The organism is Nonomuraea candida (assembly GCF_000725485.1).
GTDB classification, from domain to species: Bacteria; Actinomycetota; Actinomycetes; order Streptosporangiales; family Streptosporangiaceae; genus Nonomuraea; species Nonomuraea candida.
The window spans coordinates 100,057-126,163 of sequence record NZ_JOAG01000006.1; the positions used below are offsets into that span (position 1 = coordinate 100,057).

General features: G+C 74.0%; 28 protein-coding genes and 1 pseudogene. 17 read left to right on the top strand and 12 right to left on the bottom strand.

All coding sequences use genetic code 11. The features are described 5' to 3' along the window. Nucleotides 1-117: 117 nt before the first annotated feature. The 4 genes from IO39_RS50285 to IO39_RS58765 form a co-directional block, all read right to left on the bottom strand. On the bottom strand, nucleotides 118-1,002 hold the full coding sequence (locus tag IO39_RS50285; RefSeq protein ID WP_157547923.1) for a hypothetical protein: 885 nt from the start codon (nucleotides 1,000-1,002) through the stop codon (nucleotides 118-120). A 20-nt stretch (nucleotides 1,003-1,022) separates the two neighbouring features. Next, entirely contained in the window at nucleotides 1,023-1,943 is a 921-nt protein-coding gene (locus IO39_RS05735; RefSeq protein ID WP_245641823.1) for a hypothetical protein, read from the bottom strand. A gap of 83 nt (nucleotides 1,944-2,026) precedes the next feature. Further along, entirely contained in the window at nucleotides 2,027-2,914 is an 888-nt protein-coding gene (locus IO39_RS50290; RefSeq protein WP_245641824.1) for a hypothetical protein, read from the bottom strand. Nucleotides 2,915-3,026: 112 nt separating this feature from the next. Beyond that, nucleotides 3,027-3,152: a hypothetical protein gene (locus tag IO39_RS58765; protein WP_281200054.1), complete on the bottom strand. Its 126-nt coding sequence runs from the start codon at nucleotides 3,150-3,152 to the stop codon at nucleotides 3,027-3,029. 162 nt (nucleotides 3,153-3,314) lie between these two features. On the opposite strand from IO39_RS58765, the gene IO39_RS05745 reads away from it, so the two are divergent. The 6 genes from IO39_RS05745 (at nucleotide 3,315) to IO39_RS58770 (ending at nucleotide 8,804) form a co-directional block, all read left to right on the top strand. After that, nucleotides 3,315-4,223: an ABC transporter ATP-binding protein gene (locus tag IO39_RS05745; protein ID WP_043617103.1), complete on the top strand. Its 909-nt coding sequence runs from the start codon at nucleotides 3,315-3,317 to the stop codon at nucleotides 4,221-4,223. Continuing rightward, a complete protein-coding gene (locus IO39_RS05750) occupies nucleotides 4,220-4,945 on the top strand; it encodes an ABC transporter permease (protein WP_043617106.1) in 726 nt (241 codons plus the stop codon). The genes IO39_RS05745 and IO39_RS05750 overlap by 4 nt, the downstream gene beginning before the upstream one ends. A gap of 44 nt (nucleotides 4,946-4,989) precedes the next feature. Further along, complete coding sequence (locus IO39_RS50295) at nucleotides 4,990-6,300, top strand: sensor histidine kinase (protein ID WP_157547925.1); 1,311 nt, start codon at nucleotides 4,990-4,992, stop codon at nucleotides 6,298-6,300. Continuing rightward, a complete protein-coding gene (locus IO39_RS05760; protein ID WP_043617109.1) occupies nucleotides 6,297-6,890 on the top strand; it encodes a response regulator transcription factor in 594 nt (197 codons plus the stop codon). Before IO39_RS50295 ends, IO39_RS05760 begins: the two co-directional genes overlap by 4 nt. An 88-nt stretch (nucleotides 6,891-6,978) precedes the next feature. Beyond that, nucleotides 6,979-7,635 carry a response regulator transcription factor gene (locus IO39_RS05765; RefSeq protein WP_084772363.1) on the top strand — a complete coding sequence of 219 codons (657 nt, stop codon included), beginning with the start codon at nucleotides 6,979-6,981 and terminating at the stop codon, nucleotides 7,633-7,635. After that, nucleotides 7,632-8,804, top strand: coding sequence for a sensor histidine kinase (locus IO39_RS58770; protein WP_043617112.1), 1,173 nt, complete (start codon nucleotides 7,632-7,634; stop codon nucleotides 8,802-8,804). The genes IO39_RS05765 and IO39_RS58770 overlap by 4 nt, the downstream gene beginning before the upstream one ends. A gap of 57 nt (nucleotides 8,805-8,861) precedes the next feature. Here IO39_RS58770 and IO39_RS05775 read toward each other — a convergent pair whose 3' ends face one another. Further along, a complete protein-coding gene (locus IO39_RS05775) occupies nucleotides 8,862-11,693 on the bottom strand; it encodes an NACHT domain-containing protein (RefSeq protein ID WP_043617115.1) in 2,832 nt (943 codons plus the stop codon). 96 nt (nucleotides 11,694-11,789) lie between these two features. Continuing rightward, on the bottom strand, nucleotides 11,790-13,655 hold the full coding sequence (locus IO39_RS05780) for a propionyl-CoA synthetase (RefSeq protein WP_043617118.1): 1,866 nt from the start codon (nucleotides 13,653-13,655) through the stop codon (nucleotides 11,790-11,792). Nucleotides 13,656-13,700: 45 nt separating this feature from the next. Between IO39_RS05780 and IO39_RS05785 the strand changes: the two genes are divergently transcribed. Next, entirely contained in the window at nucleotides 13,701-14,354 is a 654-nt protein-coding gene (locus tag IO39_RS05785) for a nucleotidyltransferase domain-containing protein (RefSeq protein WP_043617122.1), read from the top strand. A 75-nt stretch (nucleotides 14,355-14,429) separates the two neighbouring features. Here IO39_RS05785 and IO39_RS05790 read toward each other — a convergent pair whose 3' ends face one another. Continuing rightward, on the bottom strand, nucleotides 14,430-15,191 hold the full coding sequence (locus IO39_RS05790) for an arylamine N-acetyltransferase family protein (protein WP_052422489.1): 762 nt from the start codon (nucleotides 15,189-15,191) through the stop codon (nucleotides 14,430-14,432). A 51-nt stretch (nucleotides 15,192-15,242) separates the two neighbouring features. Beyond that, on the bottom strand, nucleotides 15,243-16,187 hold the full coding sequence (locus tag IO39_RS05795; RefSeq protein ID WP_043617127.1) for a GNAT family N-acetyltransferase: 945 nt from the start codon (nucleotides 16,185-16,187) through the stop codon (nucleotides 15,243-15,245). A 130-nt stretch (nucleotides 16,188-16,317) separates the two neighbouring features. Between IO39_RS05795 and IO39_RS05800 the strand changes: the two genes are divergently transcribed. From IO39_RS05800 to IO39_RS59595, 4 genes and pseudogenes are all read left to right on the top strand, one after another. Continuing rightward, on the top strand, nucleotides 16,318-17,250 hold the full coding sequence (locus IO39_RS05800) for a hypothetical protein (protein ID WP_043617130.1): 933 nt from the start codon (nucleotides 16,318-16,320) through the stop codon (nucleotides 17,248-17,250). 120 nt (nucleotides 17,251-17,370) lie between these two features. After that, nucleotides 17,371-17,886, top strand: a complete 516-nt coding sequence (locus IO39_RS05805) for a hypothetical protein (RefSeq protein WP_043617131.1) — start codon at nucleotides 17,371-17,373, stop codon at nucleotides 17,884-17,886. A 47-nt stretch (nucleotides 17,887-17,933) separates the two neighbouring features. Continuing rightward, on the top strand, nucleotides 17,934-18,416 hold the full coding sequence (locus IO39_RS05810; RefSeq protein ID WP_043617136.1) for a hypothetical protein: 483 nt from the start codon (nucleotides 17,934-17,936) through the stop codon (nucleotides 18,414-18,416). 74 nt (nucleotides 18,417-18,490) lie between these two features. Then, nucleotides 18,491-18,976 (top strand): annotated as a pseudogene (locus IO39_RS59595) (alpha/beta fold hydrolase); the annotation flags it as partial. A gap of 120 nt (nucleotides 18,977-19,096) precedes the next feature. Here IO39_RS59595 and IO39_RS57440 read toward each other — a convergent pair. Beyond that, the gene (locus IO39_RS57440; protein WP_043617146.1) at nucleotides 19,097-19,438 is read right to left on the bottom strand and encodes a hypothetical protein; all 342 of its coding nucleotides are present in this window, start codon (nucleotides 19,436-19,438) and stop codon (nucleotides 19,097-19,099) included. Nucleotides 19,439-19,653: 215 nt separating this feature from the next. On the opposite strand from IO39_RS57440, the gene IO39_RS05825 reads away from it, so the two are divergent. Then, nucleotides 19,654-19,914 carry a hypothetical protein gene (locus tag IO39_RS05825; RefSeq protein WP_043617148.1) on the top strand — a complete coding sequence of 87 codons (261 nt, stop codon included), beginning with the start codon at nucleotides 19,654-19,656 and terminating at the stop codon, nucleotides 19,912-19,914. Nucleotides 19,915-19,938: 24 nt separating this feature from the next. Here the strand turns inward: IO39_RS05825 and IO39_RS05830 are convergent, their stop codons facing one another. Continuing rightward, nucleotides 19,939-20,745 (bottom strand): class I SAM-dependent methyltransferase, encoded by an 807-nt coding sequence (locus IO39_RS05830; RefSeq protein WP_043617150.1) that lies wholly within the window; start codon nucleotides 20,743-20,745, stop codon nucleotides 19,939-19,941. 157 nt (nucleotides 20,746-20,902) lie between these two features. Here IO39_RS05830 and def point away from each other — a divergent pair, with 157 nt between their 5' ends. From def to IO39_RS05845, 3 genes are read left to right on the top strand one after another with little or no spacing between them, the layout of a single operon-like run. Then, nucleotides 20,903-21,433: a peptide deformylase gene (gene def, locus IO39_RS05835; protein ID WP_439331469.1), complete on the top strand. Its 531-nt coding sequence runs from the start codon at nucleotides 20,903-20,905 to the stop codon at nucleotides 21,431-21,433. A gap of 16 nt (nucleotides 21,434-21,449) precedes the next feature. Further along, nucleotides 21,450-22,190 carry a helix-turn-helix domain-containing protein gene (locus IO39_RS05840; RefSeq protein WP_245641826.1) on the top strand — a complete coding sequence of 247 codons (741 nt, stop codon included), beginning with the start codon at nucleotides 21,450-21,452 and terminating at the stop codon, nucleotides 22,188-22,190. 4 nt (nucleotides 22,191-22,194) lie between these two features. After that, entirely contained in the window at nucleotides 22,195-23,601 is a 1,407-nt protein-coding gene (locus IO39_RS05845; protein ID WP_043617152.1) for a pyridoxal phosphate-dependent decarboxylase family protein, read from the top strand. Between the two features lie 128 nt (nucleotides 23,602-23,729). Here IO39_RS05845 and IO39_RS05850 read toward each other — a convergent pair whose 3' ends face one another. Beyond that, nucleotides 23,730-24,149, bottom strand: coding sequence for a PPOX class F420-dependent oxidoreductase (locus IO39_RS05850; RefSeq protein ID WP_043617155.1), 420 nt, complete (start codon nucleotides 24,147-24,149; stop codon nucleotides 23,730-23,732). A gap of 199 nt (nucleotides 24,150-24,348) precedes the next feature. On the opposite strand from IO39_RS05850, the gene IO39_RS05855 reads away from it, so the two are divergent. Next, a complete protein-coding gene (locus IO39_RS05855; protein ID WP_043617158.1) occupies nucleotides 24,349-24,765 on the top strand; it encodes a CBS domain-containing protein in 417 nt (138 codons plus the stop codon). A gap of 13 nt (nucleotides 24,766-24,778) precedes the next feature. Further along, nucleotides 24,779-25,168: an MmcQ/YjbR family DNA-binding protein gene (locus tag IO39_RS05860; protein WP_052422490.1), complete on the top strand. Its 390-nt coding sequence runs from the start codon at nucleotides 24,779-24,781 to the stop codon at nucleotides 25,166-25,168. A 30-nt stretch (nucleotides 25,169-25,198) separates the two neighbouring features. On the opposite strand, the gene IO39_RS05865 is transcribed toward IO39_RS05860, so the two are convergent. Further along, on the bottom strand, nucleotides 25,199-26,065 hold the full coding sequence (locus IO39_RS05865; protein WP_157547927.1) for a hypothetical protein: 867 nt from the start codon (nucleotides 26,063-26,065) through the stop codon (nucleotides 25,199-25,201). Between the last annotated feature and the right edge of the window lie 42 nt (nucleotides 26,066-26,107).

The window sequence follows — 26,107 nt, forward strand, 5'->3', positions numbered from 1 at the left end:
CGGCACTGCCCTGATCTCCCCCCTGATCTCCCCGCGGTCATCGCCGAAGCCCACGCCGATGGAGGTGACCCCGGGGCAGGGGACGCAGGGGTCGCGCCCCGCCGTCGCCGGCCGGGCTCAGGGCTCCAGGTGGCGGAAGGCCTCGTGGGCGGAGCTGACGCTGCGCCGCAGCGCCTGCTCCAGGCGGTCGGCGTCCCTGGCCAGGCCCTCCAGCTCCGGCACGGCGAACCCGTCCGCCCCCGTCTCCGCCACCAGCTCCTCGTACTGGTGCATCCGGCCGCGCAGCTCCTCGATCTGGTGGTGGGCGATGTACGCGCGCTCGGCCTCGCCGACGTTGGCCGCGTACCGTTCCAGCGCCTCGACCCGGGCCAGCACGGCCTCCTCGCTGCTGTCCAGGGCCCGGGCCAGAGGTGCGGCCACGGCCTCCACCTCGGGGGTGAGCCCTTTGGAGACGGTCTCCCTGTGCTTGGTGCGCAGCGCCGACAGCTTGGCCAGCAGGCGGGCGATCTCCCACTCCTGGGCGGGCAGCGTCACCCCGTTGCGCACGTCGTCGAGCAGCCCCTCGGCGTTGACGCGGGAGTCGGTCACGGTGGCGATGGCGCGCTGCGCGCGGGCCAGCAGCCGGCCCGCGGACTCGTCGAGGTCCTCGGTGAGGACGTAGCGGCCCTCGTACCAGCGCAGGTGGTCGTAGGCCGCGCGCTCCTCCTCGGCCTCGTCGTCGTCGGGCACGTCGGCGCGGGCGAACAGCACGATCATCGTGGGGATGCCGAGCACCACGAGCAGCAGCAGGCCGAGGCCGCGCCCCAGCGCGCCGACGCCCAGCAGCAGGCCGAGAAAGGCCACCCCGCCGAACGCGCTGACCATGCGGACGCGCGGGGCGGAGAGGGGCCGGCGCGGCGCCGGGGCCCAGCCCTGCCGCATCTTGATCAGCACGTGACGGCTCTGTCTGAGTAACTGGGCGTCGTCCGGCGGCACCCCGGGATCTACTACGACATCCGCCACGAACCGGATCCTAGGCGAAATCACCCATTCAGGTGGCGAAAAGCTTCGTGCGCGGAGCTGACGCTGTCGCGCAGCGCCTGTTCGAGGCGGTCGGCGTCGTCGGACAACCGGCTCAGCTCCGGCACGGCCGCGCCGTCCGCGCCGGACTCGGCGAGCAGCTCCTCGTAGCGGGGCAGCTTGGCGCTGAGGCGCTCGATCTGGTTCCTGGCGCGGTAGGCGCGCTCGGCGTCGGCCACGTGGCCGGCGTAGCGCTCCAGGGCCTCGACGCGGGCCAGCACCGCCCGCTGGCTGCTGTCGAGGGCGTGCGCGAGGGGCTCGGCCACGGCGGCCACCTCGGGCGTGACGCCCTCGGCGACGACCTCCTGGTGCTCGGCGCGCAGCGCCGACAGCTTGGCCAGCAGGCGGGCGATCTCCCACTCCTGGGCGGGCAGCATCACGCCGTTGCGGGCGTCGTCGAGCAGCCCCTCGGCGTGCACGCTGGACTGCATGACCTGGTCGATGGCCGTCTGGGCGCGGCACATGAGCGCCCTGGCGGGCTCGTCGAGCCGCTCGCGGACGACGTAGCGCCCTTCGTAGCGGTGCGCGGCCTCGTAGACCTCGCGCTCCACGGCCTGCCGCCGCTCCACCTCGGCGTCGGGCCGGGGCCGCAGCAGGAGGGCGACCATCAGCAGCGCCGACCCCGTCATGATGACCACGAAGGGCGTGTAGCGCTCGGCGAGGAAGAGCGCCAGCCCGTACACCGCGGCGGCCAGGGCGGTCGTGGCCGCCGCCACCCGCAGCACCCGGCCGGCCACGGGGCCCGCCATGGGCAGGTGCCGCTTGCTGGGGGGCGTCCAGCCGGACTGGACGCGCAGCAGGGTCTTGCGATGCTCGCGGAGCAGGGCCGCCACGTCGCCGGGCACCGCCGGATCGACTATCACCTTCGCGGGACGACCGGGCACCTTGTTGTCCTTCGTGGGGGTTGTCCTTCGTGAGGGTTGTCCTTCGTGAGGGTTGTCCTTGTGAGGGGTGTCCTTCGTGAGGGTCAGCTCTCCAGGTAGCGGAAGGCCTCGTGGGCGGAGGCGACGCTGCGGCGTAAGGTGCGCTCCAGGACGTCGGCGTCCTCGGCCAGCCGCTCGATCTCGGTCACGGCGAGCCGGTCGGCGCCCGACTCGGCCAGCAGCTCCTCGTAGCGGGGCAGCCTGGCGCGCAGCTCCTCGATCTGGCCGCGCGCGTGGAAGGCGCGCTCGGCCTCGGCGACGTGGCCGGCGTAGCGCTCCAGCGCCTCGACGCGGGCGACCACGGCGGCCTCGCTGTTGACCAGGGCCCGTTCGAGCGGCTCGATCACCGCGGCCACCTCGGGGGCGATGCCCCTGGCCAGCAGGTCGCGGTGCTCCAGGCGCAGCGCCGACAGCTTGGCCAGCAGGCGGGCGATCTCCCACTCCTGGGCGGGCAGCATGACGGCGTTGCGGGCGTCGTCGAGCAGGCCCTCGGCGTTGACGTGGGAGCGCAGCACCGAGCCGATGGCGCGCTGCGCCCTGGCCAGGACCTGCGCGGCCTCCTGGTCGAAGTCCTCGGGCAGCAGGTAGCGGCCGTCGTACCAGCGGGCGCGCTCGTACACGCCGCGTTCGTGGGGCCGCTCGTCCTCGGGCGTCTCGCTGATGGAGGCGATCTTCACCAGGACGATGAAGACGTACGCGCCCAGCAGCACGAACCCGGCCGCCGCGGCCTGGGAGGCCAGCAGGACGGCCATGAGCGCGATCACCAGCGGCGTGGCGGCCAGCAGCAGCGCGCTGGAGGGGTTGCGACGGCGGGACGGGGGCGTGGTCGGCGGGGGCACCCAGCCGGCCCTGATCCTGGACAGTAAGGCGGCGTTGGCGCGCAACAGACCGGCGATCTCCGCCGGCACTCCCGGATCGACGACCACACCCACGTTCTGTCCTGGCACCCTGGCGCCCCCAACGCTCGTGATAGTCGGATATTACGTAAAGTTCCTGCGGGGTGTCAGCCTCCGGAAGGTCAGTCCGGGGAACCACCAGTTACGCTCACCGAGCACCGCCATGGCGGCCGGCCGGGTCGAGCGGCCGGCTGCCGGGCTGGGCGCCGTGGGCCATGACGGTGGTGACGAACACGATCGCCGTCATGCCGCACACCAGGGGTGTCGTCCGCATGCTGGCACGCTAGTGCGCCTGCGCGCGCCGGGCGATACCGCGGCCGCGGTACGTCCCCTCCCGCGGGCGCGGTAGGTCCGGCCCGCCCATGACATTCGTCATACGGGCCCGGCTGACGTACGGCACTACCTCCGCCGGCACCCCCTCCACCAGGCTGGCCGCATGACTGGGAACGCACTGGAGCTGCGGGCCGTGACCAAGCAGTACGGCCCGGTCACCGCGCTCGCCGGGGTCGATCTGACCGTCGGCGAGGGTGAGACGGTGGCGCTGCTCGGCCCGAACGGGGCCGGCAAGAGCACGTTGTTGTCCATCGCGCTGGGCCTGCGCGCCCCCGGCTCCGGCACGGCCACGGTGCTCGGCCGCCGGCCGGTCGAGGCGCTGCGGGCGGGCGGGGTCGGCGTGCTGCTGCAGGAGTCCGGGCTGCTGGAGGACGTGCGGGTGGCGGAGCTGGTGACGGCGGTCGCCGGGATGTACCCGAAGCCGCTCGCGCCGGAGCGGGCGATGCGGGCGGCGGGCGTCGAGGACCTCGCCGGGCAGCGCGTCGGGCGGCTGTCGGGCGGGCAGCGGCAGCGGGTCAGGTTCGCGCTGTGCGTGGTGGGCGATCCCGGCCTGCTGATCCTGGACGAGCCGACCGTCGGGCTGGACGTGGCGGGCCGCCGCGCCCTGTGGCAGGAGGTGCGCGACAGGACCGCGCGCGGCCGTACCGCCGTCTTCGCCACCCACTACCTCACCGAGGCCGACGACTACGCCGACCGGATCGTGCTGCTGGCCGGGGGCGAGGTCGTCGCGGACGGCCCGGTGTCCACCGTCAAGGCGCTGGTCGGCGGCAGGGAGGTGCGCTGCAGGCTGTACGGCGGGGACCTGGCCGACCTGGAGATCCTGCCGGGGGTGCTGCAGGTGGACGTCGAGGGCGGCGGCCCGGGGGGCGCCTCGGTGGCGCTGCGCACCAACGACTCCGACGCGACGCTGCGCGGCCTGTTCGCCATGTACGACGACGTCAGGGACGTGCGCGTGGACACCACGGACCTGGAGAACGCCTTCATGACCCTGACGGGAGGGCGCGGCCGATGAGATCGTACCTGCGGCTGGAGATCGTGCGCGGGCTCCGCAACCCGGCGGGGCTGGTCCTGCTGGTCCTCTTCCCGCTGGGGCTCTACCTGCTGGGGACGGAGGTGCTCGACGTCGTGCCGCCGGGCCTCGCGGACGGCTTCGCCGCCCGGACCATGGTGTCGATGGCCACGTACGGCGCGCTGGGAGGGGCGCTGTTCATCGTCGGGGGCGCCATCGCGCTGGAGCGCGGCAAGGGCTGGCCGGCGCAGCTCGCGGTGACGCCGCTGCCCGCGCACGGCTACGTGACGGCCAAGCTGGTGGCGGGGGCGATCTGGGTGCTGCCGGGCATCCTCGTCGTGCTCGCCGCCGGGGCGCTGGTGTCCGGGGTCCGCCTGCCGCCCGCCACCTGGCCGCTGCTGGTGGCGCTGATCTGGGTGGGGGTGCTGCCGTTCGCGGCGCTCGGCATCGCCATCGGGTACGCGCTGCGGGGCCAGGCCGCGAACCTGGCCATGATGACCGTGTATTTCGGGCTGTCGGTGCTGGGCGGGCTCTGGCTGCCGGTGGAGGCCATGCCGGCGGGGATGCGCGCGGTCGCCGAGTACAGCCCGGCCTACCTGGCGGGGTCGCCGGCGTGGCGGGCGCTGGACGGCGTGCCGCCGACGGCCGCCTCGATCGCGGCGCTGGCGGGCTGGACGCTGCTCTTCGCGGCGCTGGCCCTGTGGCGTTACCGTCGGGCACTGTGACGGGTGCTGTGACAGGTGCTGTGACGCGTCCCGGGACGGGTGCTGTGACGGGTGCCGGGACGGGCATGGCGCCGGGGCGGGGCTTCGACGTGCTCAAGGGCCGGTCGGCGGCACGGGCGGGGGCGTGCGTGTGGCTGCTGCTGGTCGCCTGGCCGTCCTGGGAGTTCCTGGCCGGGCGTCCCGGGCCGGCCCCGGTGGTGGTGGCGCTGGGGCTGGTGGCGGTGTTCGCGGCCTGCTGGCTGATGATCATGTGGCGGATGCTCGGCGGGCACTCCCTCAGGACCCGGCCGTGGGCGCTGGCGGGGCTGGCGGCGGCGGGGCTGGCGCTGCTGCCGGTGTTCGGGGCGCCGTGGGCGTACACGTCGTTCGTGTTCGCGGTCAGCGCGTGCGGCGCGACGCTGGGCACCGGCGGGTTCGCGGTGGCGACGGTGGTGATCGCGGCCGTGGAGGTGGCGGCCCTGCTGGCCGCCGGCGTGCCGCTCGCACGGGTCTGGTGGGTGCCGCTCGCGATCGCGGTCCAGGCCGGGGCCGTGTTCGCGCTGAAGAACATGGGCCTGCTCATCGCGCGGCTGAACGCGGCGCGGGCCGAGGTGGCCGCGCTGGCGGTGGAGAACGAGCGGCTGCGCTTCGCCAGGGACCTGCACGACACGCTCGGCCACACGCTGACCTCGATCACGATCAGGAGCCAGCTCGCCGCCCGGCTGGCCGCCGCCGATCCGGTACGGGCGGCCGGGGAGATGAGCGAGGTGGAGCGGGCCGCGCGGCGGGCCCTGGACGAGGTGCGGCACGCGATCGCGGGCTACCGGGCGCCGTCGTTGTCGGAGGAGCTGGAGACCGCGACCCGCAACCTGGGGGTGGCCGGGATCGAGGTGGTGGTCTCCCCCGCCGACGGGCCCATCCCGGCCGCCGCCGAGACCCGGCTCGCCTGGGCCGTGCGCGAGGCCGCCACGAACGTCCTGCGCCACAGCCGCGCCCGGCGCTGCTGGATCGACCTGCGGGTGGACGGGACGTCCGCCGCCCTGGAGGTCCGCGACGACGGCCGCCCGCCCCGCGCCGCCCGGGCTCCCGGCGACGCCCCCCTCGCGGGCACGGCCCGGCCCCCTGGTGGCGTCGTGCCTGACGCCCCCGACGCGGGGCCGGGCGGGCGGCCGGGCGATGGGCCGGCGGGTAGCGGACCGGCGGGTAGCGGGCTGGCGGGTAGCGGGCTGGCGGGTAGCGGGCTGGCGGGGCTGGCCGAGCGGGTCGCCGCCGCCGGCGGGCGGCTGCAGGCCGGCACGCTGCCCGGCGGCGGTTACCGGCTGCGCGTGCGGGTCCCGCTGGGGGACGCGGACCGGGCCCCGGGGGAGGGCGGGTGATCCGGGTGCTGATCGCCGACGACCAGGACCTCGTCAGGGGCGGCCTGGCGGCGCTGCTCGGCCTGGAGGACGACATCGAGGTCGTGGCCGAGGTGGGCAGGGGCGACGAGGTGCCGGCCGCGACGCGGGAGCACGACCCGGACGTGATCCTCCTCGACATCGAGATGCCCGGCCTGTCCGGCCTGGAGGTGGCCGAGCGGCTGCGCGACCGCCGGGTGATCATCGTGACCACGTTCGGCAGGCCCGGCTACCTCAGCAGGGCGCTGGAGGCGGGCGTGGCCGGCTACGTGGTCAAGGACGCCCCCGCCGCCGAGCTGGCCGCCGCCGTGCGCCGGGTGATGGCCGGCGAGCGGGTCATCGATCCCAAGCTGGCCGTGACCGCGCTGACCACCGGCCCCAGCCCGCTCACCCAGCGGGAGGCCGAGGTGCTGCGGGCGGCGCGGGGCGAGCCGACGGTGGCCGCCATCGCCGGGCGGCTGTTCCTGACCGAGGGGACGGTGCGCAACTACCTGTCCTCGGCGATCGGCAAGACGGGCGCCCGCAACCGGGCCGAGGCCGTACGGGTGGCGGAGGCCCGCGGCTGGTTGTGAAACCCCGTAACCTGCGACGATCGTGGTTATGCCGGCGTTATGCCGGACCCGCCACACTGGCGGGCATTGAACAGCTTTTGGGGGCGTGGTGCGTGTTCTGATCGCCGAGGACGAGCGGATGCTCGCCGACTCGATCGCCGAGGGGCTGCGCGGGGAGGCGCTGGCCGTGGACGTCGCCTACGACGGGGACGCGGCGCTCGAACGGCTCGGTGTGCACGACTACGACGTGCTGATCCTCGACCGGGACCTGCCGGGGACGCACGGCGACGAGGTGTGCAGGTCGGTGGCCGAGGAGGGCGGGCTGGTCCGGGTGCTCATGCTGACCGCCGCCTCCGACGTGCGGGCGCGGGTGGCGGGGCTGTCGCTGGGGGCCGACGACTATCTGCCCAAGCCGTTCGCGTTCGAGGAGCTGCTGGCGCGCGTGCACGCGCTCGGGCGGCGGGCGCGCAAGGCGGACCCGCCGATGCTGGAGCGGGCGGGGGTGCGGCTGGACTGGGCGCACCGGCAAGTGTTCCGCGACGGGCGGTACGTGCCGCTGGCCCGCAAGGAGTTCGGCGTGCTGGCCGAGCTGCTGCGCGCCCGGGGGGCCGTGGTGTCGGCCGAGACGCTGCTGGAGAAGGTGTGGGACGAGCACATCGACCCGTTCACCAACACGGTGCGCACGACGATGATGAAGCTGCGCAAGAAGCTGGGCGAGCCGCAGGTCATCGAGACCGTCCCCGGATCGGGGTACCGCATCCCATGACCGTGCGCATGCGTGCCGCCCTGGCCTGCGCCGGGGCGTTCCTCGTGGTGGGCGCCCTGGTGCTCACCGCGCTCCACTTCGTGGTGCGGCAGAGTCTCGAATACCGCAACGGCCTGCTCACGCCGGCGCACATCGAGGTGAACGTCCCCGCCCAGTACGGCCCCGGCTGGTACGACCGCTACACCCAGCCCTACGAGGTCGCCAGGAAGCGGGCCGACCAGGTCCGCGCCGTCTACCAGCGCGACACCCTGGCCGGCCTGCGCCTCTACGGCGGCCTGGCGGTGCTGGCCGGGGCCGGCCTGGCCTTCGCGATCGGCTGGCGGGCCGGCGGGTGGGTGCTGCGCCCGCTGCGCTCGGTCAACGACACGGCCAGGCGCGTGCTGCTGAGCAACGACCTGACCGGCCGGATCGGCTACGACGGCCCGCGCGACGAGGTCAGGGAGCTGGCCGACACCTTCGACACCATGCACACCCGGCTGGCGCGCTCGTTCGACGGCCAGCGCAGGTTCGTCGCCAACGCCTCCCACGAGCTGCGCACCCCGCTGACGATCAACCGGACGCTGGTGGACGTGGCGGTGCGGCGGCCCGACGCGACCGAGGACGTCAAGCGGCTCGGCGAGTCGCTGCTGCTGGTCAACACCCGGCACGAGCGGCTCATCGACGGCCTGCTGGCGCTGGCGGAGGGCGAGCAGACGGTGCTGGACCGGCGGCCGTTCGACCTGACGGACGTGGCCGAGCACGTGCTCGACCAGGCGGCGGCCGAGGCGGCGGAGCGGGAGGTCACCATGCACCGGCTGCTCGACCCGGCCCCGACGGCGGGCGAGGCGGTGCTGGTGGAGCGGCTGGTGCAGAACCTGGTGGAGAACGCCGTCCGGCACAACCAGCCCGGGGGCGAGGTGTGGGTGACGACGCGGCAGCGGGCCGACCGGGTGGAGCTGGTCGTGGCCAACACGGGGCTGCCGGTGCCGCCGTACGAGATCGAGACGATCTTCGAGCCGTTCCGGCGGCTGCACGGCGACCGGCTGCGCTCGGACCGGGGCAGCGGGCTCGGCCTGTCGATCGTCCGGGTGATCGCCGAGGCGCACGGCGGCACGATCAGCGCCAGGCCGCGAGAGGAGGGCGGCCTGACCATCACGGTCGAGCTGCCCGCCGAGTCTCCGTCCGCCTGACGCCGGCGGGCCCGCGACCGGACGTCCCCGGCGGCGATGTCGAGCTGCTCGCCGGTGTCAGGCGCCGGGTGGCAGGGTGCTCTGCTGGATCTCCCACAGGGCCGTCTCCGGGATGCCGGCCTTGACGAGCTGCTCCCACGTCGCCACGCGATCGGCCGGGTCGGCGAGCATGGCCCGCAGCAGCGGCCGCAGCGCGGCCCGGTCGGCCCCCTCCTCGCGCCACATCGCGCCCAGCGCCCGGTGCATGGCCGGCGACCTGACGGAGACCGTGCGCAGCAGCTCCTCCAGGATGTCCGCCCGGTCCCGGAACGACAGCGCGCGCCCCTCCCCCAGCGCCAGCAGCAGCAGGTCGAGCAGCCTGCGGTGGCGGGGCGCGTGCCCGGTGGCGACCGCGACCACGACGTCGCCCATCCCGGTGGGCTCGGTGCCGCCGCCGAGCACCACGTCCTCCTCGCCGTCGGTGAGCACGCGGTGCGCGGACAGGGCGGTGACCAGCCCGGTCCAGCCCTCCGGGCCGAGCTGCCCCTTCCACAGGTGGGTGAGCGCCGACCAGCGCTCCATGCGGTCGGGCCCGGGCAGGATCGACGAGAGCGGGACGGGCCCGTCGGCGGCGGCCACGATGAGCAGGGTGAGGTTGGCCGAGTAGGCGGCCAGGCGGCGGGTCATGGTGTGCCGTACGGGCCGGAAGCCGGTGAAGTGGCGGCGCGTGCGCTCGTGCAGGGAGCGGCGCAGCAGCCCGGCCAGCAGGTCCGCGCAGCGGGCCCGCACCGCCTGGGGCACCTCCTCCAGCAGCTCCAGCAGGAACCCGACGGTCGGGCCGCGCTCGGCCAGGCAGGAGTGGGAGGTGACCGCGTACAGCAGGTCGTCGTCCACGGCCTGCACCAGGGCGAGCGGCTCGTCGCCCGCCAGGCGGCAGCGCCGGTCGAGGTCGCGCAGCGCGTAGAGGGTCAGCCAGGCGACCAGGAACTCGCCGAACGTGGAGTGCAGGAACGCGTGGCCCTTCCTGCGCACGAAGAAGAAGCGCTCGGTGGCCCGGCGCGCCCAGTCGACGCGCTCCTCCTCCTCGTCGGGCTCGTCCTCGCCGCCGTGGCGCAGCGCGGGCAGGTCGCGGTCGAGCTGCTCGTCGGTGATGACCTGGCTGCCCCTGGCCAGCATGGACAGCGCGACCGTGCCGAGCAGGACGAGCTCCTGGTCGATGGCCACCCTGCGGGCGCCGCCGGTCTCGCGTTCGGTGTAGTCGCGCAGCAGCACCTCGTACAGGCGGGCCCTGCGCAGCGGGCCGTGGTCGCGCTGCAGCGCGTTGCCGCCGGCGTCGTAGAGCGCGAGCAGCAGCAGGAGCAGCGGCTGCCTGGCCATCTCGCCGTGCGCGAGCGCCGACTCGGCGGGCAGCGGCGTGAGGTCGCGGCGGGCCAGCAGGGCGCGGTTGGCCTGGTCCCAGATGTCGAGCCACTGGCGCACCTGGTCGTCGTCGAACGGCTGGAGCTGCAGCGCCAGCAGCCCGTCGGGGAAGCGCACCCGGTCGGCGACCACCGTGCGGCTGGTCACGATCACCGCGACGGGCCGTCCGAGCGCGGCCTCCCTGGCCTGGAACTCGCGGACCCGTTCCAGGTAGTCGTAGCGGCTGAGCGCGCCGCGTACCAGCTCGTCGAAGCCGTCCAGCAGGATCACCGGCATCGCGCCGTCCCCCGCCGCCACCAGGTCGGCGTAGGGCAGCTCCTCCCCCAGCACCTCGGCCACGGCCTGCTCGATCTGCTCGGTGACGCCGGCGCGGGCGCGCACGCCGCGCAGCTCCACCCTGATCGGCAGGAACTCCGAGCGGGCCAGCCGGGCCGCCAGCACCTCCAGCAGCTTGGTCTTGCCCGAGCCGGGCTCGCCCAGCACGAGCAGGGGCGCCTGGGTGGCGCGCAGCGAGGTGAGGTGCCCGGCGAGGAACGCCTCGGCGTCGGGCAGCAGCCGCTGGTCGTCCCACCACTCGCGGGTGGCGGGCGCGGACTCGCGGGTCAGCTCGGCCACCCGGCAGCGCGGGCTCAGGTAGCCCTCGCCGAGCAGCGGCAGCGAGACGTCCTCCGGCAGCTTGCCGGCCACCAGGAGCGGCTGGTCGAGGGCGTTGGCGGCCATCCTGACCCGATGGATCACGGGGCGGTCGCCGACGCGGGGCGGGGCCAGCTCGGCCAGCAACCACGCCACCCGCGACAGGGCGGTGGCGGGCGGCGGCCGCTCGGTGACCAGGCTGCGCACGCCGAACTCGTGGCTGTCGAGCGCCAGCGAGCGATAGTCCTCGTCGTAGATGCGCAGCGCGTGCGCGGTGGGCCCCTCGGCCAGCAGGCGGGGCAGCAGGAGCTGGTCCTCCACGGCCAGCTCGTCCCAGACGGCCAGGCCGCCGACGTAGCCGGCCATCGCCTCCGACATGCGTAAGTAGGCACGTTCCACGGCGTTGCGGGTCTCGGCGTACGGCACGTGCGGCTCGGGCGTGGGCAGCCGCTCCAGCAGCAGGCCGGCCACCAGCCTGGCGTACCGCTCGGCCGTCGGCACCCCGTGGGAGATGCGGTCGCCGTGGTCGAGCCGGTCGAGCGTGAACGGCAGCTTCGCCTCGCCGAGCGCCTCGAAGTAGGCCGACACGACGACGGCGGCGTGCGCGGCCGCCAGCCGCTGGGTGCGGGTGAAGCGGTCCACGCCGCTCTTCAGCTCGGGCATGCGTCGGGCGACGTCCTCGCCATAGGCGACGATCCCGTCACGCAGGTCGCGCAGGTTGGTGGTGAGCCGGGCGCCGCCGGCCAGCGTCCAGCCCGTACGCGCGGCGGCCGAGGCGAGCCCGATCACCTTGGCGAGCCTGCTGTCCTTGCATCCGAGAATCCTCAGGGCGTCGGCGTAGCTCGGGGTGTCGATCATGGCCTTCTCCCGGGGACTGGGATGTCCCATCATGCGCTGTGCGCCCCCATCCGCGCAGGCGCCTTCGCCAGGACGATCCGATGGTTATCGTGCCCGTCACGTTCCTTTCACGGCCCGCTCGATCTCCGGCAGGGCGGCCGGGTCCTCGATCGTGGACGGCGCGTGGTACGCCCTGCCGTCGGCGATGTCGCGCATGGTGGCGCGCAGGATCTTGCCGGAGCGGGTCTTCGGCAGCCGGCTCACCACGACCGCGCGGCGGAAGGCGGCGACGGGGCCGACGCGCTCGCGCACGAGGGCGGCCAGCTCCCGCTCCACCTCCTCCGGGTCGCGCTCCGCGCCCGCCTTGAGCACCACGAACCCCATGGGGAGCTGCCCCTTCAGCGCGTCGGCCACGCCGATCACCGCGCACTCGGCCACGTCGGGGTGGGAGGCGATGACCTCCTCCATGGAGCCGGTCGACAGCCGGTGCCCGGCCACGTTGATCACGTCGTCGATGCGGCCCATGACGTAGAGGTAGCCGTCCTCGTCGAGGTGGCCGCCGTCGCCGGTCAGGTAGTGGCCGGGGTAGCGGTCGAGGTAGGAGCGGGCGAAGCGGGCCTCGTCGCGGTAGAGCGTGGGCAGCGCGCCCGGCGGGAGCGGCAGCCTGACCGTGACCGCGCCCTCGACGCCCGGCGGGCAGTCGCGCCCCTCGCCGTCGAGGACGTGCGCGTCCCAGCCCGGCACGGGCCTGGTCGGCGAGCCGGGCTTGATCGGCAGCGGCTCGATGCCGACGCAGTTGGCGGCGATCGGCCAGCCGGTCTCGGTCTGCCACCAGTGGTCGATGACGGGGACGCCGAGCAGGTCGCTCGCCCAGTGGTAGGTGTCGGGGTCGAGGCGCTCGCCGGCCAGGAAGAGGTGGCGCAGGCCCGACAGGTCCCACTTCCTCATGTGGTCGCCGGCGGGGTCCTCCTTCTTGATGGCGCGGATGGCGGTCGGGGCGGTGAACAGCGTGCGCACGCCGTGGGTGGCCACCACGCGCCAGAACGCGCCGGGGTCGGGGGTGCCGACGGGCTTGCCCTCGTACAGGACGGTCGTGCAGCCGGCCAGCAGCGGCGCGTACACGATGTAGGAGTGGCCGACCACCCAGCCCACGTCGGAGGCGGCCCAGTAGACCTCGCCGGGGGCGGCGCCGTAGACGTGGGACATGCTCCAGTGCAGCGCGACCGCGTGGCCGCCGTTGTCGCGCAGCACGCCCTTGGGCGTGCCGGTCGTGCCGGAGGTGTAGAGGATGTAGAGCGGGTCGGTCGCGGCCACGCTCACGCACGCCGCCGGCTCCGCCTCCCGCACCGCCGCCGCCCAGTCGAGGTCGCGCCCCGCGCGCAGCTCCGCCGCGCACTGGGGCCGCTGCAGGATCACGCACCGGTCCGGGCGGTGCGCCGCCTGCTCCAGCGCGTCGTCGAGCAGCGGTTTGTACGCCACCACCCGCGCCGGCTCGATCCCGCACGACGCCGACAGCACCACCTTCGGCCGGGCGTGGTCGATGCGCAGCGCCAGCTCCCTGGCCGCGAACCCGCCGAACACCACCGAGTGCACCGCCCCGAGCCGCGCGCAGGCCAGCATCGCGACCACGGCCTCGGGCACCATCGGCATGTAGATCACCACGGTGTCGCCCGCGGCCACGCCGAGGCCGCGCAGCATGCCCGCCGTCCTGGCCACCTCGTCGAGCAGCTCGGCGTAGGTGTAAGTGCGCACGGTCCCGGTGACCGGGCTGTCGTGGATCAGCGCCGCCTGCCCGCCCCGCCCACGCGCCACGTGCCGGTCGAGGGCGTTGTGGCAGGTGTTGAGCCGGCCGTCGGGGAACCACCGCCCTTCGCCGTAGATCGTGGCGGGGGGCACGTCCCAGTCGATGGCGCGCGCCGCCTCCCCCCAGAACTCCTCGGGTCGCTCGATGCTGCGCCGGTAAGCCTCGTCGTAAGTGCCCACTTGTCGATCAGAACAGCCCGCGGCCCCGTTAGGCAAGATGGGACGGTGGACGATGACGTGATCTTTTCCGTCGTGGTCGGGTCCCGGGCGTACGGGCTGGCCACCACCGGCTCCGACACCGACCGGCGCGGCGTGTTCGTGGCGCCGACCGCGGCGTTCTGGCGGCTGGACAAGCCGCCCACCCATCGCGACGGGCCGCTGCCCGAGCAGTTCTCCTGGGAGGTGGAGCGCTTCTGCGAGCTGGCCCTCGACGCCAACCCCACCGTCCTGGAGTGCCTGTGGTCCCCGCTGGTCGAGGTGATCACGCCGGCCGGGCGGCGGCTGGTGGACCTGCGTGAGGCGTTCCTGTCGCGGCGGGCGCACCGCTCGTTCGCCGGGTACGCCGACGCGCAGTTCCGCCGCCTCGACCCCGAGCGGCCGAAGTGGAAGCAGGCCATGCACATGATCCGGCTGCTGCTCAGCGGCCTGCACCTGGTCCGGCACGGGGAGCCGCTGGTGGACGTGCGGGCGCACCGGGAGCGGCTGCTGGCGATCCGGCGCGGCGAGCTGCCCTGGGCGGAGGTGGACGCCTGGCGCGCCGCCCTGTCGGCCGAGCTGTCCGCCGCGCCGAGCGTGCTGCCCGAGTCGCCCGATCGGGAGCGGGTGGAGGAGTTCCTGGTGGCGGTACGAGCGGAGCACCTGCCCGCGGGGCTCGCGTGAGCCCGGTGGGCAGGAAGGACGCGAACGCGCGCGCCCGCCGGGCGGACGAGCGCGAGCGGTCAGGCGGGTGGGCGGTCAGGACGGGAGGAGGGGGAGGAGGGCCTGGGCCTCGGGTTCGGAGAGGTCGAGGCCCAGGTGGGTGCGCAGCCACGCCGCCAGCTCCGCCGCCGAGGCGAACCGCTCCTCCTCCAGCCGCACCCGGGCGTCCGCGGTCGTGCGCTGGACCAGCACGTGCCGGGTGAACGGCGACTGCGGGTAGTGGGCGACGTAGAAGTTGGCCACCTCGAAGTCGCTCGGGTACTGGGGCTCGTCCGGGCGGAACGCGTACAGCTCCGTCTCGCCCGAGGACAGCACCCAGAACTCCCCGTCCCGCCCCAGCCGCCACCGCCAGGCCCCGTGCTCCAGCGTCGCCCCCTCCTCGAACGGCATCGGCTCCACCAGCCCCTCACCGCCGAACCCGACGTCCGCCAGCCAGGTGCGGCCCTGCACCCGGACGGTGAGCGTGGCGTGGGTGCGCGGCAGGTGGTGGCGGCCCAGCCGGATCCTGGCCAGGTGCCTGGTCACGGTGAAGCCGAGGCGTTCGAGCGCGGCGGCGAAGAGCAGGTTGTGCTCGTGGCAGTAGCCGCCGCGCCCGCCGGTCACCAGCTTGTCCTGGAGGCTGCCCAGGTCGAGCGAGACGCCCTTGCCGAGCAGCACGTCGATGTTCTCGAACGGGATGGCGCGCACGTGCGCCAGGTGGACGGCGCGCAGGGTCCCGGCCGTCGGGGTGCGCGGCCCGTCGTAGGCGATCCGCCCCAGGTAGGCGTCCAGGTCGAGCTTCTCAATGGCCCATGTCATGTGATCAACGGTCATGTGATCAACAATGGCGGGTTCGGGACCCGCCGCGCATCACGCGTTCACGGGATTCGCCGACAGAACCATCCTTATGGCGAAATTTCGGTATCCGGCCCGTTCGAATGCCCGCGCCATCGGCACGTTGCCCGCGTCCGTGTCCGCCGCGATGCGCTGGACCCCGCGCGCGGCGTGGCTGCGGGTGATCTCGGCGAGCAGGTCGTCCACGTAGCCGTGCCCGCGCCGCTCCGGCACCACCCCGATGTACCCCACGACCGGCCCGGCGTTGTTGGCCGACGGCAGGGCGACGCCGACCAGCTCCCCGTCGTGGCCGTAGGCCAGCCGCCACCACGACCGGTCCCCCGGCATCGCCCGGTAGTCGCGCACGTCCTCGCGCGCCTGCTCGACCGGGTCCATGGTGCGCAGGGCCTGGCGGGTGTGGAAGTCGAGCGTCCCGACCGCCACCCGGCGGAACGCCGCGACGAACGCCTCGTCGTCGTCATCGCCGCGGAAGACGAGCCGGCCGGAGGGCTCGGGCACGGGGGCGTCGCCCGCCGTCCACGCGTAACGCAGGCGTTCCAGCTCCTCGGTCAGCCCGGCGCGCCCCGCCGCCCGCCATCTCCAGTCGACGGCCGCGCGGGCCCTGGCGTCCTCGCGCCAGCCGTTGGACAGGAAGACGTGGTACGCCGGCGCCTCCCCGTACGCGGCGTGCGCCCGGTTCAGCAGCTCGGCGGCCAGGCCCTCGCGGTCGGCGGCCGAGGGGTGCGCGTACAGGCAGTCGAGCGCGAGCGGCCGGGCCTCGCCCGGGAAGCTCCACCAGACGGCCCGCGCCATGATCCGGCCGCCCGGCTCGTCCTCGGCGAGCCAGACGCGGTCGTAGCGGTAGTTGCCGCTCTCCAGGAACGACAGCAGCCGGTCGGGATGGGACCAGCTGATCGACTCGTCGACGACACACCCGAGCAGGCGGTCTAGATCGTCCTCGACGGCGGGACGGAAACGCATGAATCCTCCGAGAAGCAGAAGCGGGCGCGGCGAGCGCTCCGGAACATGCCGAACATCTCAGCGCCTCCTTTCTTCCGGCTTTTCGGCCTCAGCGGGCACTCTAGCGCAAAGTTCACGCCAGGATGGGCGGGTGACCTCCTTCGACGACGACGACACCCTGCCCCTCCAGCCTCCGGTCCGGCTGCCCGGCGAGGCCACCCTCGCGGCGGCCGTGCGCGCGGCGCCCCTGGCGGAGGAGCTGAAGCCCGAAGGCGACGACGCGGAGGTGCTGGCCGTCTGGGCGGAGCACTGCCGCGAGCGGCTGGCCGGGGACGAGGGGCTGCTGCTGGAGCTGATCCGGCTGTTCCTGTCCAGGGAGCCGCTCCAGGGCGAGGCGTCCGGGACGCTGACGGGGCTCGGCCTGGTGCGCCAGGCGGAGCCGTACACGCTGAGCTGGCTGGGCCTGTGGGTGGCGCGGCGGATCATCGCCGAGACCACCGGGCAGGACATCCCGGTCATGGGCTCGCTGGCGGAGGCGGACGCGGCGGCGCTGCTGCACGGGCTGCGGTCGTACCCGGAGGCCGAGCGCGCGGAGGAGCTGGCGGGCTGGCTCGCGCACCGGGACGAGCGCACGGCGGCGGCCGAGATCGCCTCGGTGCTGGCCTCGGTGAGCCCGCTGAGCCGGGCGGTCGGCGTGGAGCTGCTGACCTCGGCGCTGGGCGACGAGGGCCGCGCGGCCCTGTCCAGGCTGCTGGAGGAGCCGAAGCTGGGGGCGGTGATCGCGGCCAGGACCGGGCGCGAGGAGCGGCAGCCGGCGCCCGACGAGATCGCCTGGGTGCTGGTGGACATGGCGGCGGCGCTGCTGGAGTTCGGCGGCGAGACGGGCGAGGTGATCGAGTCGATCGCGATGGGGATGGGCTCCGAGGAGCAGGCGGGCACGATCGCGATCCTGGCCTTCGGCGATCATCCGTGGACGGGGCGGGTGCTGCGGGTGTTCATCGACCACCATCCCGACGACCGGGTGGCGGCGGCGGCCCGCAAGGCCCTGCGCCGCCTGCACGGCCTGGCCGACCTCCGCGGCTGACCGTCCCACGGACGCACCACCCGCGGCGACCCCGGCGGCCCCTCCCGGGGGCGGTGGAGTGGGGCCGGCGTTGCCCGCGATGGGCGTGTGGGCGCCGGGGCGCGGGTAGAGTCGTCTTGCGTGACTGAGCATGCGATCTCCCCTCAAACCGGCATCCTGGGTGACGCGTACGCCTGCGGCTGCGGCGTCATCCTCGGCGGCCGGATGTCGGCCGAGCTGCACGCCGCCGAGAACGGGCTGTGCTCGTCCTGTCTCGGCTCCGCCGAGGAGGAGCCGGCGCCCGGCCTGACGCGCCCCTGCGCCTCCTGCGCCGGCACCGGCCGGCGGCGTGAGCAGGTCACCTGGCAGCTCGCGCACGCCGAGGCCGAGCACCTGATCACCATCACCGTCGTACGCGGCGTCGTGGCCGGGTTCGACGGCCCCTTCCGCCTGTCGGAGGTCGCCGACACGGTGCGCAACGGCCTGGGCCTGCCCGCGGGCCGGCTGCCGGTCGGCCCCCGCGTACGCGATCTGCTGCTGCAGCTCCAGGCGGCCGGCGAGATCACCATGCTGTCGGCGCCGGACGAGATGGTGGGCACGGACATGGTCCTCTACCGCGACCCGCAGTGGCAGCGCGTGCGCACGCTGGGTTTCTGAGCCCACTACTTGACGGGCGATAGCAAGTACTTGCTATCGTCTGTCAAGTGACGACGACGGAAGACCACGTCGAGCTGGTGGCCGCGCTGATCCGGCTGCTGGAGAACCGGGTGCTCGACCCGCTGGAGATCCTGCTGGCGGCGAACGCGCCCGACGAGCTGGTGGGCCCGCTCAGGGACCGCCTGCGCGTGGAGGCCGAGGTCTGGGCCGCGCAGCTGCTGGGCCGCGACCGGCGGCAGGCCGGGCTGACCGCCGCCCGGCTGATCGCGGTGCTGTTCCCGGGCGACGAGCCCTTCGACCCGCCCGAGCAGTGGTGGCGCACCCCGCTGGGCCGCGCGGTGGCGCGCGGGGCCGGGCATCCCTCCGCGGTGGCGGTGCCCTACTCCACGGCGGGGGCGATGCTCGGGATCACCCGGCAGGGCGTCCACGACCTCGTCAAGCGCGGCAAGCTCGACCGGCATCCCGACGGCGGCGTCACGACCTCCTCCATCCAGGCCCGGCTCAACCGCCCCCAGGAGAGCGTCCAGTGACGCCGCGCGACCTGATCATCGACGACCGTCCCGTCCCCCTGGCCGTCCGCGACCACGGCGGGCACGGCGCGCCCGTGCTGCTGCTGCACGGCCTGGGCGGCACTCTCCTGCACTGGGACGAGGTGGCGCCGCTGCTGACCGGCTCGCACCGGGTCGTGGCGATGGACCTGCGCGGCCACGGCCTGTCGGGCGAGGGCCCGTGGGAGTGGGAGGCGGTCCTGGACGACGTACGCGCCGTGATCGGCCACCTCGGCCTGGACGAACCCCTGGTGGTCGGCCACTCCCTGGGCGGCATGGTCGCGATCCGGTGGGCGCTGCGCCACCCCGGCGGCCCCGGCATCGTCAACCTCGACGGCCTGCGCTCGTCCGAGACGCACCCGCGCCACTACGCCGCCGCCGAAGCCGGCCTCTCGCCGGAGGAGGTATCGCGGGTCGGGCCGCATCGGGGAGCTCATGCCGGCGCTGCGCGCGGGCATCCGCCGCGACCTGCTGCCGCTCGTCGCCGACCGGCCGCACCTGCGCGTCCTGGAGCTGGACGCCAGCCACAACCTGGTCGCCGAGCAGCCCGCGCAGGTCGCGCGGGCGGTGCTGGACCTCATGGCGGAGACCGCCCGTCGCGCCTGACCGCGACGGGCGGCTCCCCTGCCGGCCCGCCCGAGCCCGGGCAGGCACGGCGGCGGCTACCAGACGCAGGTGGAGCTGGAGAGCACCTGGATGCCGAGGATCTGGTACGGCTGCGAGTAGGTGAAGCTGCCGCCCGGGCTCACGCAGTTGATGTTGATCCCCTCGGCCGGGCGCACCCGCACGGCGTACGTGCTCCAGTTGTGTATCGATGTGATGGCCATGCGCGCCCCGTAATAACCGGGTGTCCCGGGCACGCAGAGCTGTGACGCGGACCCCGAGGTGACGCACACCTGGCCGGCGGAGGTTTCGGAGGACGCGAGCGCGGTGGACGCCGATCCGGCCGTCAGCGTCAGCGCGACGGCGGCGGCGCCGACGAAAGTCCTGGTGATCGCAGACATCTTTGCCCCATTCCTTCGATTCGTCTCGTGGTGGGCAGTGCGGTCGTCACCATCTCTCCCATCGATGATCCTCATGATGGCGCCGGTTACTCAACCCTGTACGGAAGAAGAGCCCGCGACCAGGACGACCACCGGACATTCAGCAGACATTTCTCCTGAATCGGGCAAACATTGCCATATGATCGTTATTGACGGTAAAGGCCAAAGGCGCGCACATGGTGATCAGGCTTCCTCGGCGGGCCCTGCTGGCGGCGATCGTCGTGGACCTGGTGATCCTGATGGCGCTCCTCTCGGGAGGCATGCCGCCCGACATGACGGGCCTGACGGCCGCCGTGGTGGTCGCGCCGTTCTCCTTGCTGGGGTATCTGGCCGCGTACCGGATGTTCCGGGCCGCCCGCGCGGCCGGGGCGACGGCGCGGGACGCCCTCGCGACGGTCGCGGACGCGCTGGTGCGGCCGCCGCGGTGCGGGCCCTGACCGCCTGACCATCCGGCCCGGGCCTCAGGGGCGGGCCGGGACGCGGCAGACGATCTCGCCGTGCAGGATCGAGATCCAGCCGTCCTCCGCCGCCGCCCACTCCAGCCACCCCTCCGAGATGCGGCGCAGGTCCGCTTCGGTGGCGGCGCCGGTGGCCAGGGCCCGCTCGGCCATGGCGGAGCTCAGGACGCGCTCGGCCCACATCCCGCCCCACCAGGCCCGGTCTTCCGGGTCGGCGAAGCACCAGGTGGAGGAGGTGGCGGTGACGTCGGTGAAGCCGGCCGCGCGGGCCCAGGACAGCAGCCGCCGCCCCGCGTCGGGCTCGCCGCCGTTGCCGCGGGCGACCCGCTGGTACAGGGCCATCCAGTCGTCGAGCGCGGGCACCCGGGGAAACCAGGCGAAGGCCGCGTAGTCGCTGTCGCGAACCGCCACGAACCCGCCCGGCTTCGTCACCCGCCCCATCTCGCGCAGCGCCCGCACGGGGTCGCCCACGTGCTGGAGCACCTGGTGGGCGTGCACGACGCAGAACGTGTCGTCGGGGAATGCGAGGTCGTGCACGTCGGCCACCGCGAAGTCCACGTTCGCCACCCCCCGGCGGGCGACCTCCGCCCTGGCCAGGGCGAGCGCCTCCGCGTTCACCTCGGACGCCGTCACGTGCCCGACCAGGCCGGCCAGGTCGGCGGTGATCGTGCCGGGGCCGCTGCCCACGTCGAGGACCTTCATGTGCGGCTTCAGGTGGGGCAGCAGGTACGCGGCCGAGTTCGCGGCCGTGCGCCGGCGGTGCGAGCGCAGCACGGACTCGTGGTGGCCATGGGTGTAGACGGCGTCCATCGGTGAACTCCCTCGTTCTTCGCGACGATGCGATCACCCTAGCGCGAGTCTCACCATTCAAGAGAAAACGTCTTGAAATACGAGACACGGACGGATCACCGCCCGCCGATCCGTACACTTGTCGCGAATCCTCCACACCGACAGGAAGGCGTTGATCGTGGGAGAGGTCCGGCCGATCGTGCACGTGGGCGATCCGGTGCTGCACACCGCGTGCGAGCCGGTCACCCGGTTCGACGGCGAGCTGGCGGCACTGGTGTCGGACATGTTCACCAGCATGTACGCCGCCGAGGGCGTGGGCCTGGCCGCCAACCAGATCGGCGTGCCGCTGCGCGTGTTCGTCTACGACTGCCCGGACGCCGAAGGGGTGCGGCACAAGGGCGTCGTCGTCAACCCCGAGCTGGCGCTGCCCGGGCTGGGCGAGCGGCGGCTGGACGCCGGCGACGAGGGCTGCCTGTCGGTGCCCGGCCAGTACGCGCCGCTGCCCCGGCCCGACCACGCCGTGGTGCGCGGCTTCGACGCCGGCGGCGCGCCCGTCACGGTCGAGGGCACCGGGCTGCTGGCGCGCTGCCTCCAGCACGAGACCGACCATCTCGACGGCTACCTCTACATCGACCGCCTGCCGGCCAAGCGCCGCAAGCAGGTGCTGGCCGCGTACCGGGAGACGCAATCCGCTAAAGCGGACATATAGCCGCTATAGTGGAGGAATGACGGGCGAAGGGGTGCTCTCCAGCGGGCTGTCCATGGCCGAGCTGGGGCTGCGCCTGCGGGCCGAGCGGCGGGCGCGCGGGTTGTCGATCGAGCGGCTGGCCGGGCTGAGCGGCATCAGCAGGAGCATGGTCTCCGAGGTCGAGCGGGGCGCGAAGACGCCGACCGTGCTGGTGCTCGACCGGCTGGCCACGGCGCTGGGCACCTCGATCTCCCGGCTGCTCGACGAGCCCGCCCAGAGCGCGCCGCGCGTGCTGCGCCACGCCGGGCAGCGGGTGCTGCGCGACCCGTCCGGCTGGGAGCGGCGGGTGCTGTCGCCGGTGCTGGGCGAGGTGGAGTTCGAGTTCATGCGCACCACCATCGGTCCCGGCGTGGACGCGGGCGAGTTCGCGCCGCACGCGCCGGGCTCGCGGGAGTACCTCGCCGTGGAGCGCGGCAGCCTGCGGCTGACGATCGACGGCAGCCCGTACGAGCTGGGCGCCGGCGACTCGGCGTACTACCCGGGCGACTGCCGGCACGCCTTCGCCAACGACGGCGCCACCGACTGCGTCTTCTACCTGGCCATGGAGCTGGGCCGGAAGACGGGCGCGGCCGGGCACCACGAGCCCCCGCCCGACCCGGCGCAGCACCCCGCGCCACAGCATCCCGCACCACAGCACGACGAACCACGGCACGACGAACCACGGCACGACGAACCACGGCACGACGGAACACGGCACGACGGAACACAGGGGGACTAGCCCGATGGACGAGCTGCGCCTGGCCGGCGCCAAGGCGGCCGCGATCATGGCCGACCACCTGGAGGGCGTCGGCGAGCGGCCGGTGTGGCGGCCGGTCCCGGACGGCGAGCTGGCCTGGCTCACCGGGCAGGAGCTGCCCGAGACGGGGCGGCCGCTCGACGAGCTGCTGGAGGACGCGCGGGCGCACGTGCTGCCGTACCCGATGGGCAACGGGCACCCGCGCTTCTTCGGCTGGGTGAACTCGCCGCCCAACCCGGCGGGCGTCCTGGTCGAGCCGCTGGCCGCCGCGCTGAACCCGAGCTGCGCCGGCGGCGACCACGCCGGGCCGCACCTGGAGCGCACGGTGGTGCGCTGGCTGGCCGGGCTGGTCGGCTTCCCGCACCCGCCCGGCGGCGGGCTGCTGACCAGCGGCGCGTCCATGGCCACCGTGATCTGCCTGGCCACCGCCCGGCAGCGGGCGGCGCTGGCCGACGGCTGGGACGCCCGCGAGGAGGGGCTGTCGGGACGTCCCGCCATGGTCATGTACGTCACCGAGGAGGGCCACAGCTGCCTGCACAAGGCGGCCCAGCTCCTGGGCCTGGGGGCGCGGAACGTGCGCACGGTGCCGGTGGACGGCGCCTACCGGATGGACGTGGCCGCGCTGCGCGCCATGATCGACGAGGACCTGGCCGCCGGGCTGCGGCCGTTCTGCGTGGCGGGCAGCGCGGGCACCGTGAACTCCGGCGCGGTGGACCCCCTCGACGAGATCGCGGACGTGGCGGCGTCGTACGGGCTCTGGTTCCACGTGGACGGCGCGTACGGCGCGCTCGGGGTGCTGGCCGACGGCGCGGCGCCGCACTACGCGGGGCTGGCGCGGGCCGACTCGCTGGCCCTGGACCCGCACAAGTGGCTGGGCGTGCCGGTGGGCTGCGGCTGCGCGCTGCTGCGCGACCCGGCGGCGGCGCGGGCGGCCTTCAGCCTGGTGCCGTCGTATCTGGTGGACGAGAACGCCGGCGACCTGGGCTGGTTCTCCGAGTACGGGCCCGAGCAGACCCGGCCGTTCCGCGCGCTCAAGACGTGGGCGACCCTGTCGCACCTGGGCCGCTCGGGCGTCAAGCGGCTGGTGGACCACACGACGGGGCTGGCCCGCACGCTGGCCGCGATGGTCGAGCGGGCGCCGGACTTCGAGCTGCTGGCCCCCGTCACCACCTCGATCACGGCCTTCCGCCACCTGCCCGGGGACGGCGGCGACCCGGACGCGCTCAACCAGGCCATCCCGGTCGCGGTCCAGGCGCGCGGCAACGCCTTCCTCACCGGCACCCGGCTGGGCGGGCGCGCGGCGCTGCGGGCCTGCTTCCTGCACCCGGACACGACCGAGCAGGACCTGGTGGTGCTGCTGGACGAGATCCGCCTGGCCGCCAAGGCTCTGTGACCCCCGAGGCCGTGTGACGCAAGGCCCTGTGCGCCCGAGGCCGTGTGCCGCAAGGCCCCGTGACGCGCGGGGCCCTCGTGCCGCGAGGCCCCGTGGACGCCCGGGCCCTGCGAGGGGCGGGCGCCGCGTCAGGAGGAGGGCTGGTCGCTGTCCTTCAGCTCGCCCCAGCCGTGCCAGCGCTCCACCTCGATCCAGGCGCTGACCCGGCCGCGGACCCGGTCGGGGTAGGGTCCGCCGGTGTAGTGCGTGGAGACGCGGTCGATGTCCTTCAGCCCCTCATCGTCGCGCAGCTCGGTCACCCGGCCGATGAGCGTGACGTGCGTGTACCAGTCGTCGGCCAGCACGGTCAGGCTCACCCGGGGGTCGCGGCGCAGGTGCTTCAGCCGCACCCGGCCCTCGTCGAGGTTGACCAGGACGCGGCCGTCCTCCCACAGGTACCAGGTGGGCGTGGTGACCGGGGTGCCGTCCGAGCGCAGGGTCGCCATGACGCAGGGGTTCGGGCGGCGCAGCAACTCGACGGCCTCCGGCGGCAGGGGCGGCTTGGACATGGGCACTCCTCGGGCTCGGCCGGCCGGATCGGCGCACGGCCTGGACACTCGTCCTCAGGTTAGACAACGCCGGCGCCGGTGATCGGTCCGGGGGTGTCAACGGGCGGCATCGTTCTCGTGCGGAACCGATGCCCAAGTCCGGTGAATCGGCCGTTCGCGCGGGTAGGGGGTCGACCGGACCGACCTACAGGAGGATCCCATGGCGAAGACCGTGGCAGATGTGATGACCGCCCATCCGGCGACGGTTGAGGCCGACCAGCCCGTGTCCGTCGCGGCGACGCTCATGCGCGACAACGACACCGGCGCGGTCATCGTCAACGACAACGGCCGCATGAAGGGCATCGTCACCGACCGCGACATCACCGTGCGCGTGGTCGCCGACGAGCGCGGCCCCGACACGCCCGTGAGCGAGGCGTGCAGCCCGTCCGTCGAGGCCGTCGGCCCCGACACCAGCATCGAGCAGGCCGTCCAGCTCATGCGCACGCACGCCGTACGCCGCCTGCCGGTCGTCGAGGACGGCCGCGCCGTGGGCGTCGTCAGCCTCGGCGACCTCGCGGTCGAGCGCGATCCGAACTCGGCGCTGGCCGACATCTCGGCCGCGGAGGGCAACCGGTAGTAGCGTCTGCCGTGTGTTCACCGTCGATGACGTACGGCAGTTCGCGCGCACGCTCCCGCGCTCCTCGGAGCACCTCATCAGGGACCGCGTGAAGTTCCGCGTGGGAAAGATCGTCTATGTGGCGTTCTCACGTGACGAGACCCTGATGGGGTTCGGGTTCCCCAAGGAGGAACGCGCGGCCCTGGTGGCGGCCGAACCGGCGAAGTTCCTGCTGCCACGGGAGTCCGACCTGCGTTTCAACTGGGTGGTGGCCCGCACGAACGCGCTCGATCCCGGGGAGATGCGGGAGCTGGTGCTGGAGGCGTGGCGGATGTGCGTGCCCAGGAAGGTACGCCTGGAGCAGGAGCAGGCCGGAAAGGTACGCCTGGAGCAGGAGCAGGCCGCCACCCGCACCACCCCCTAGACCGTCGCACCGGCTCTCCGGCTCTCCGGCTCAGGCGAGGCGGTCGATGCCGAGGGCGCTGATGAGGAGGCGTTCCTTGCGGTTGCCGAGCAGGCGCGCCGTCCAGTCCACGAAGCCGCCGTCGCCCACCTCCAGCCCCTTGCCGTAGACCTTGAAGCACAGGCCGCCGTAATAGCCGCGGCCCTCCTCCCTCTCCGGGTACGGCGTCGCGTCCAGCTCCGCGGCCACCCGTTCGAACCGTTCGTCCAGGACCGTGACCCTGGCCTCGGCGTCGGGCACCCCGCAGGCGCGCACGGCCCCGGTCAGGACGGCCAGGTGCTCGGCCGCGTGGCGGCGCTCGAACTCCAGGTCGCCGGGGTCCCGGCCGGCGGTGACCAGGGCGAACAGGGTGAAGTGGGCGTAGCTGACCGCGCCTTCGAAGCGCTGGGCGCGTACGACGCGTTGCAGGGCCGCCAGGCGTACGGGACGGGAGGGGTCGGCGCGGCGGCGCAGCGCCGCCTCCAGGGCGAGGGCGTTGGTGGGGTCGGCGGCCACCTCGCTGTTCCTGATCGTGGAGACCACCTTGTTCTGGTCGACCGGGCCCAGCGCGGAGTGGGTGCCGAGCGGCGCGACGGGGGCCAGGGCGAGCACCTCCACCTCTCGCGGCAGCGCCGACAGCACCGCGTCCTCGGCCCGCCGCAGCCGGTGGAACGGGATCTGCGCGGGGGCCACGAAGCGGTCGTGGCCGTAGCGCCGCAGGACGTCGGCCGGGGAGAGCGCCCGCGCCCTGCGCCGCATGACCTCCAGCATCAGCGTGGTCAGGTCGGCGCCGGACAGCCGCTCGGCCAGGACGTCGAGGATCTCGGGGCCACCCGCTCGTCGGAGCACCCGGTTCAGCGCGCTTGCTCTCTCCGCCATTCTCTACAACTATCAACGATCATGACAAAGCGCGATTGGGTT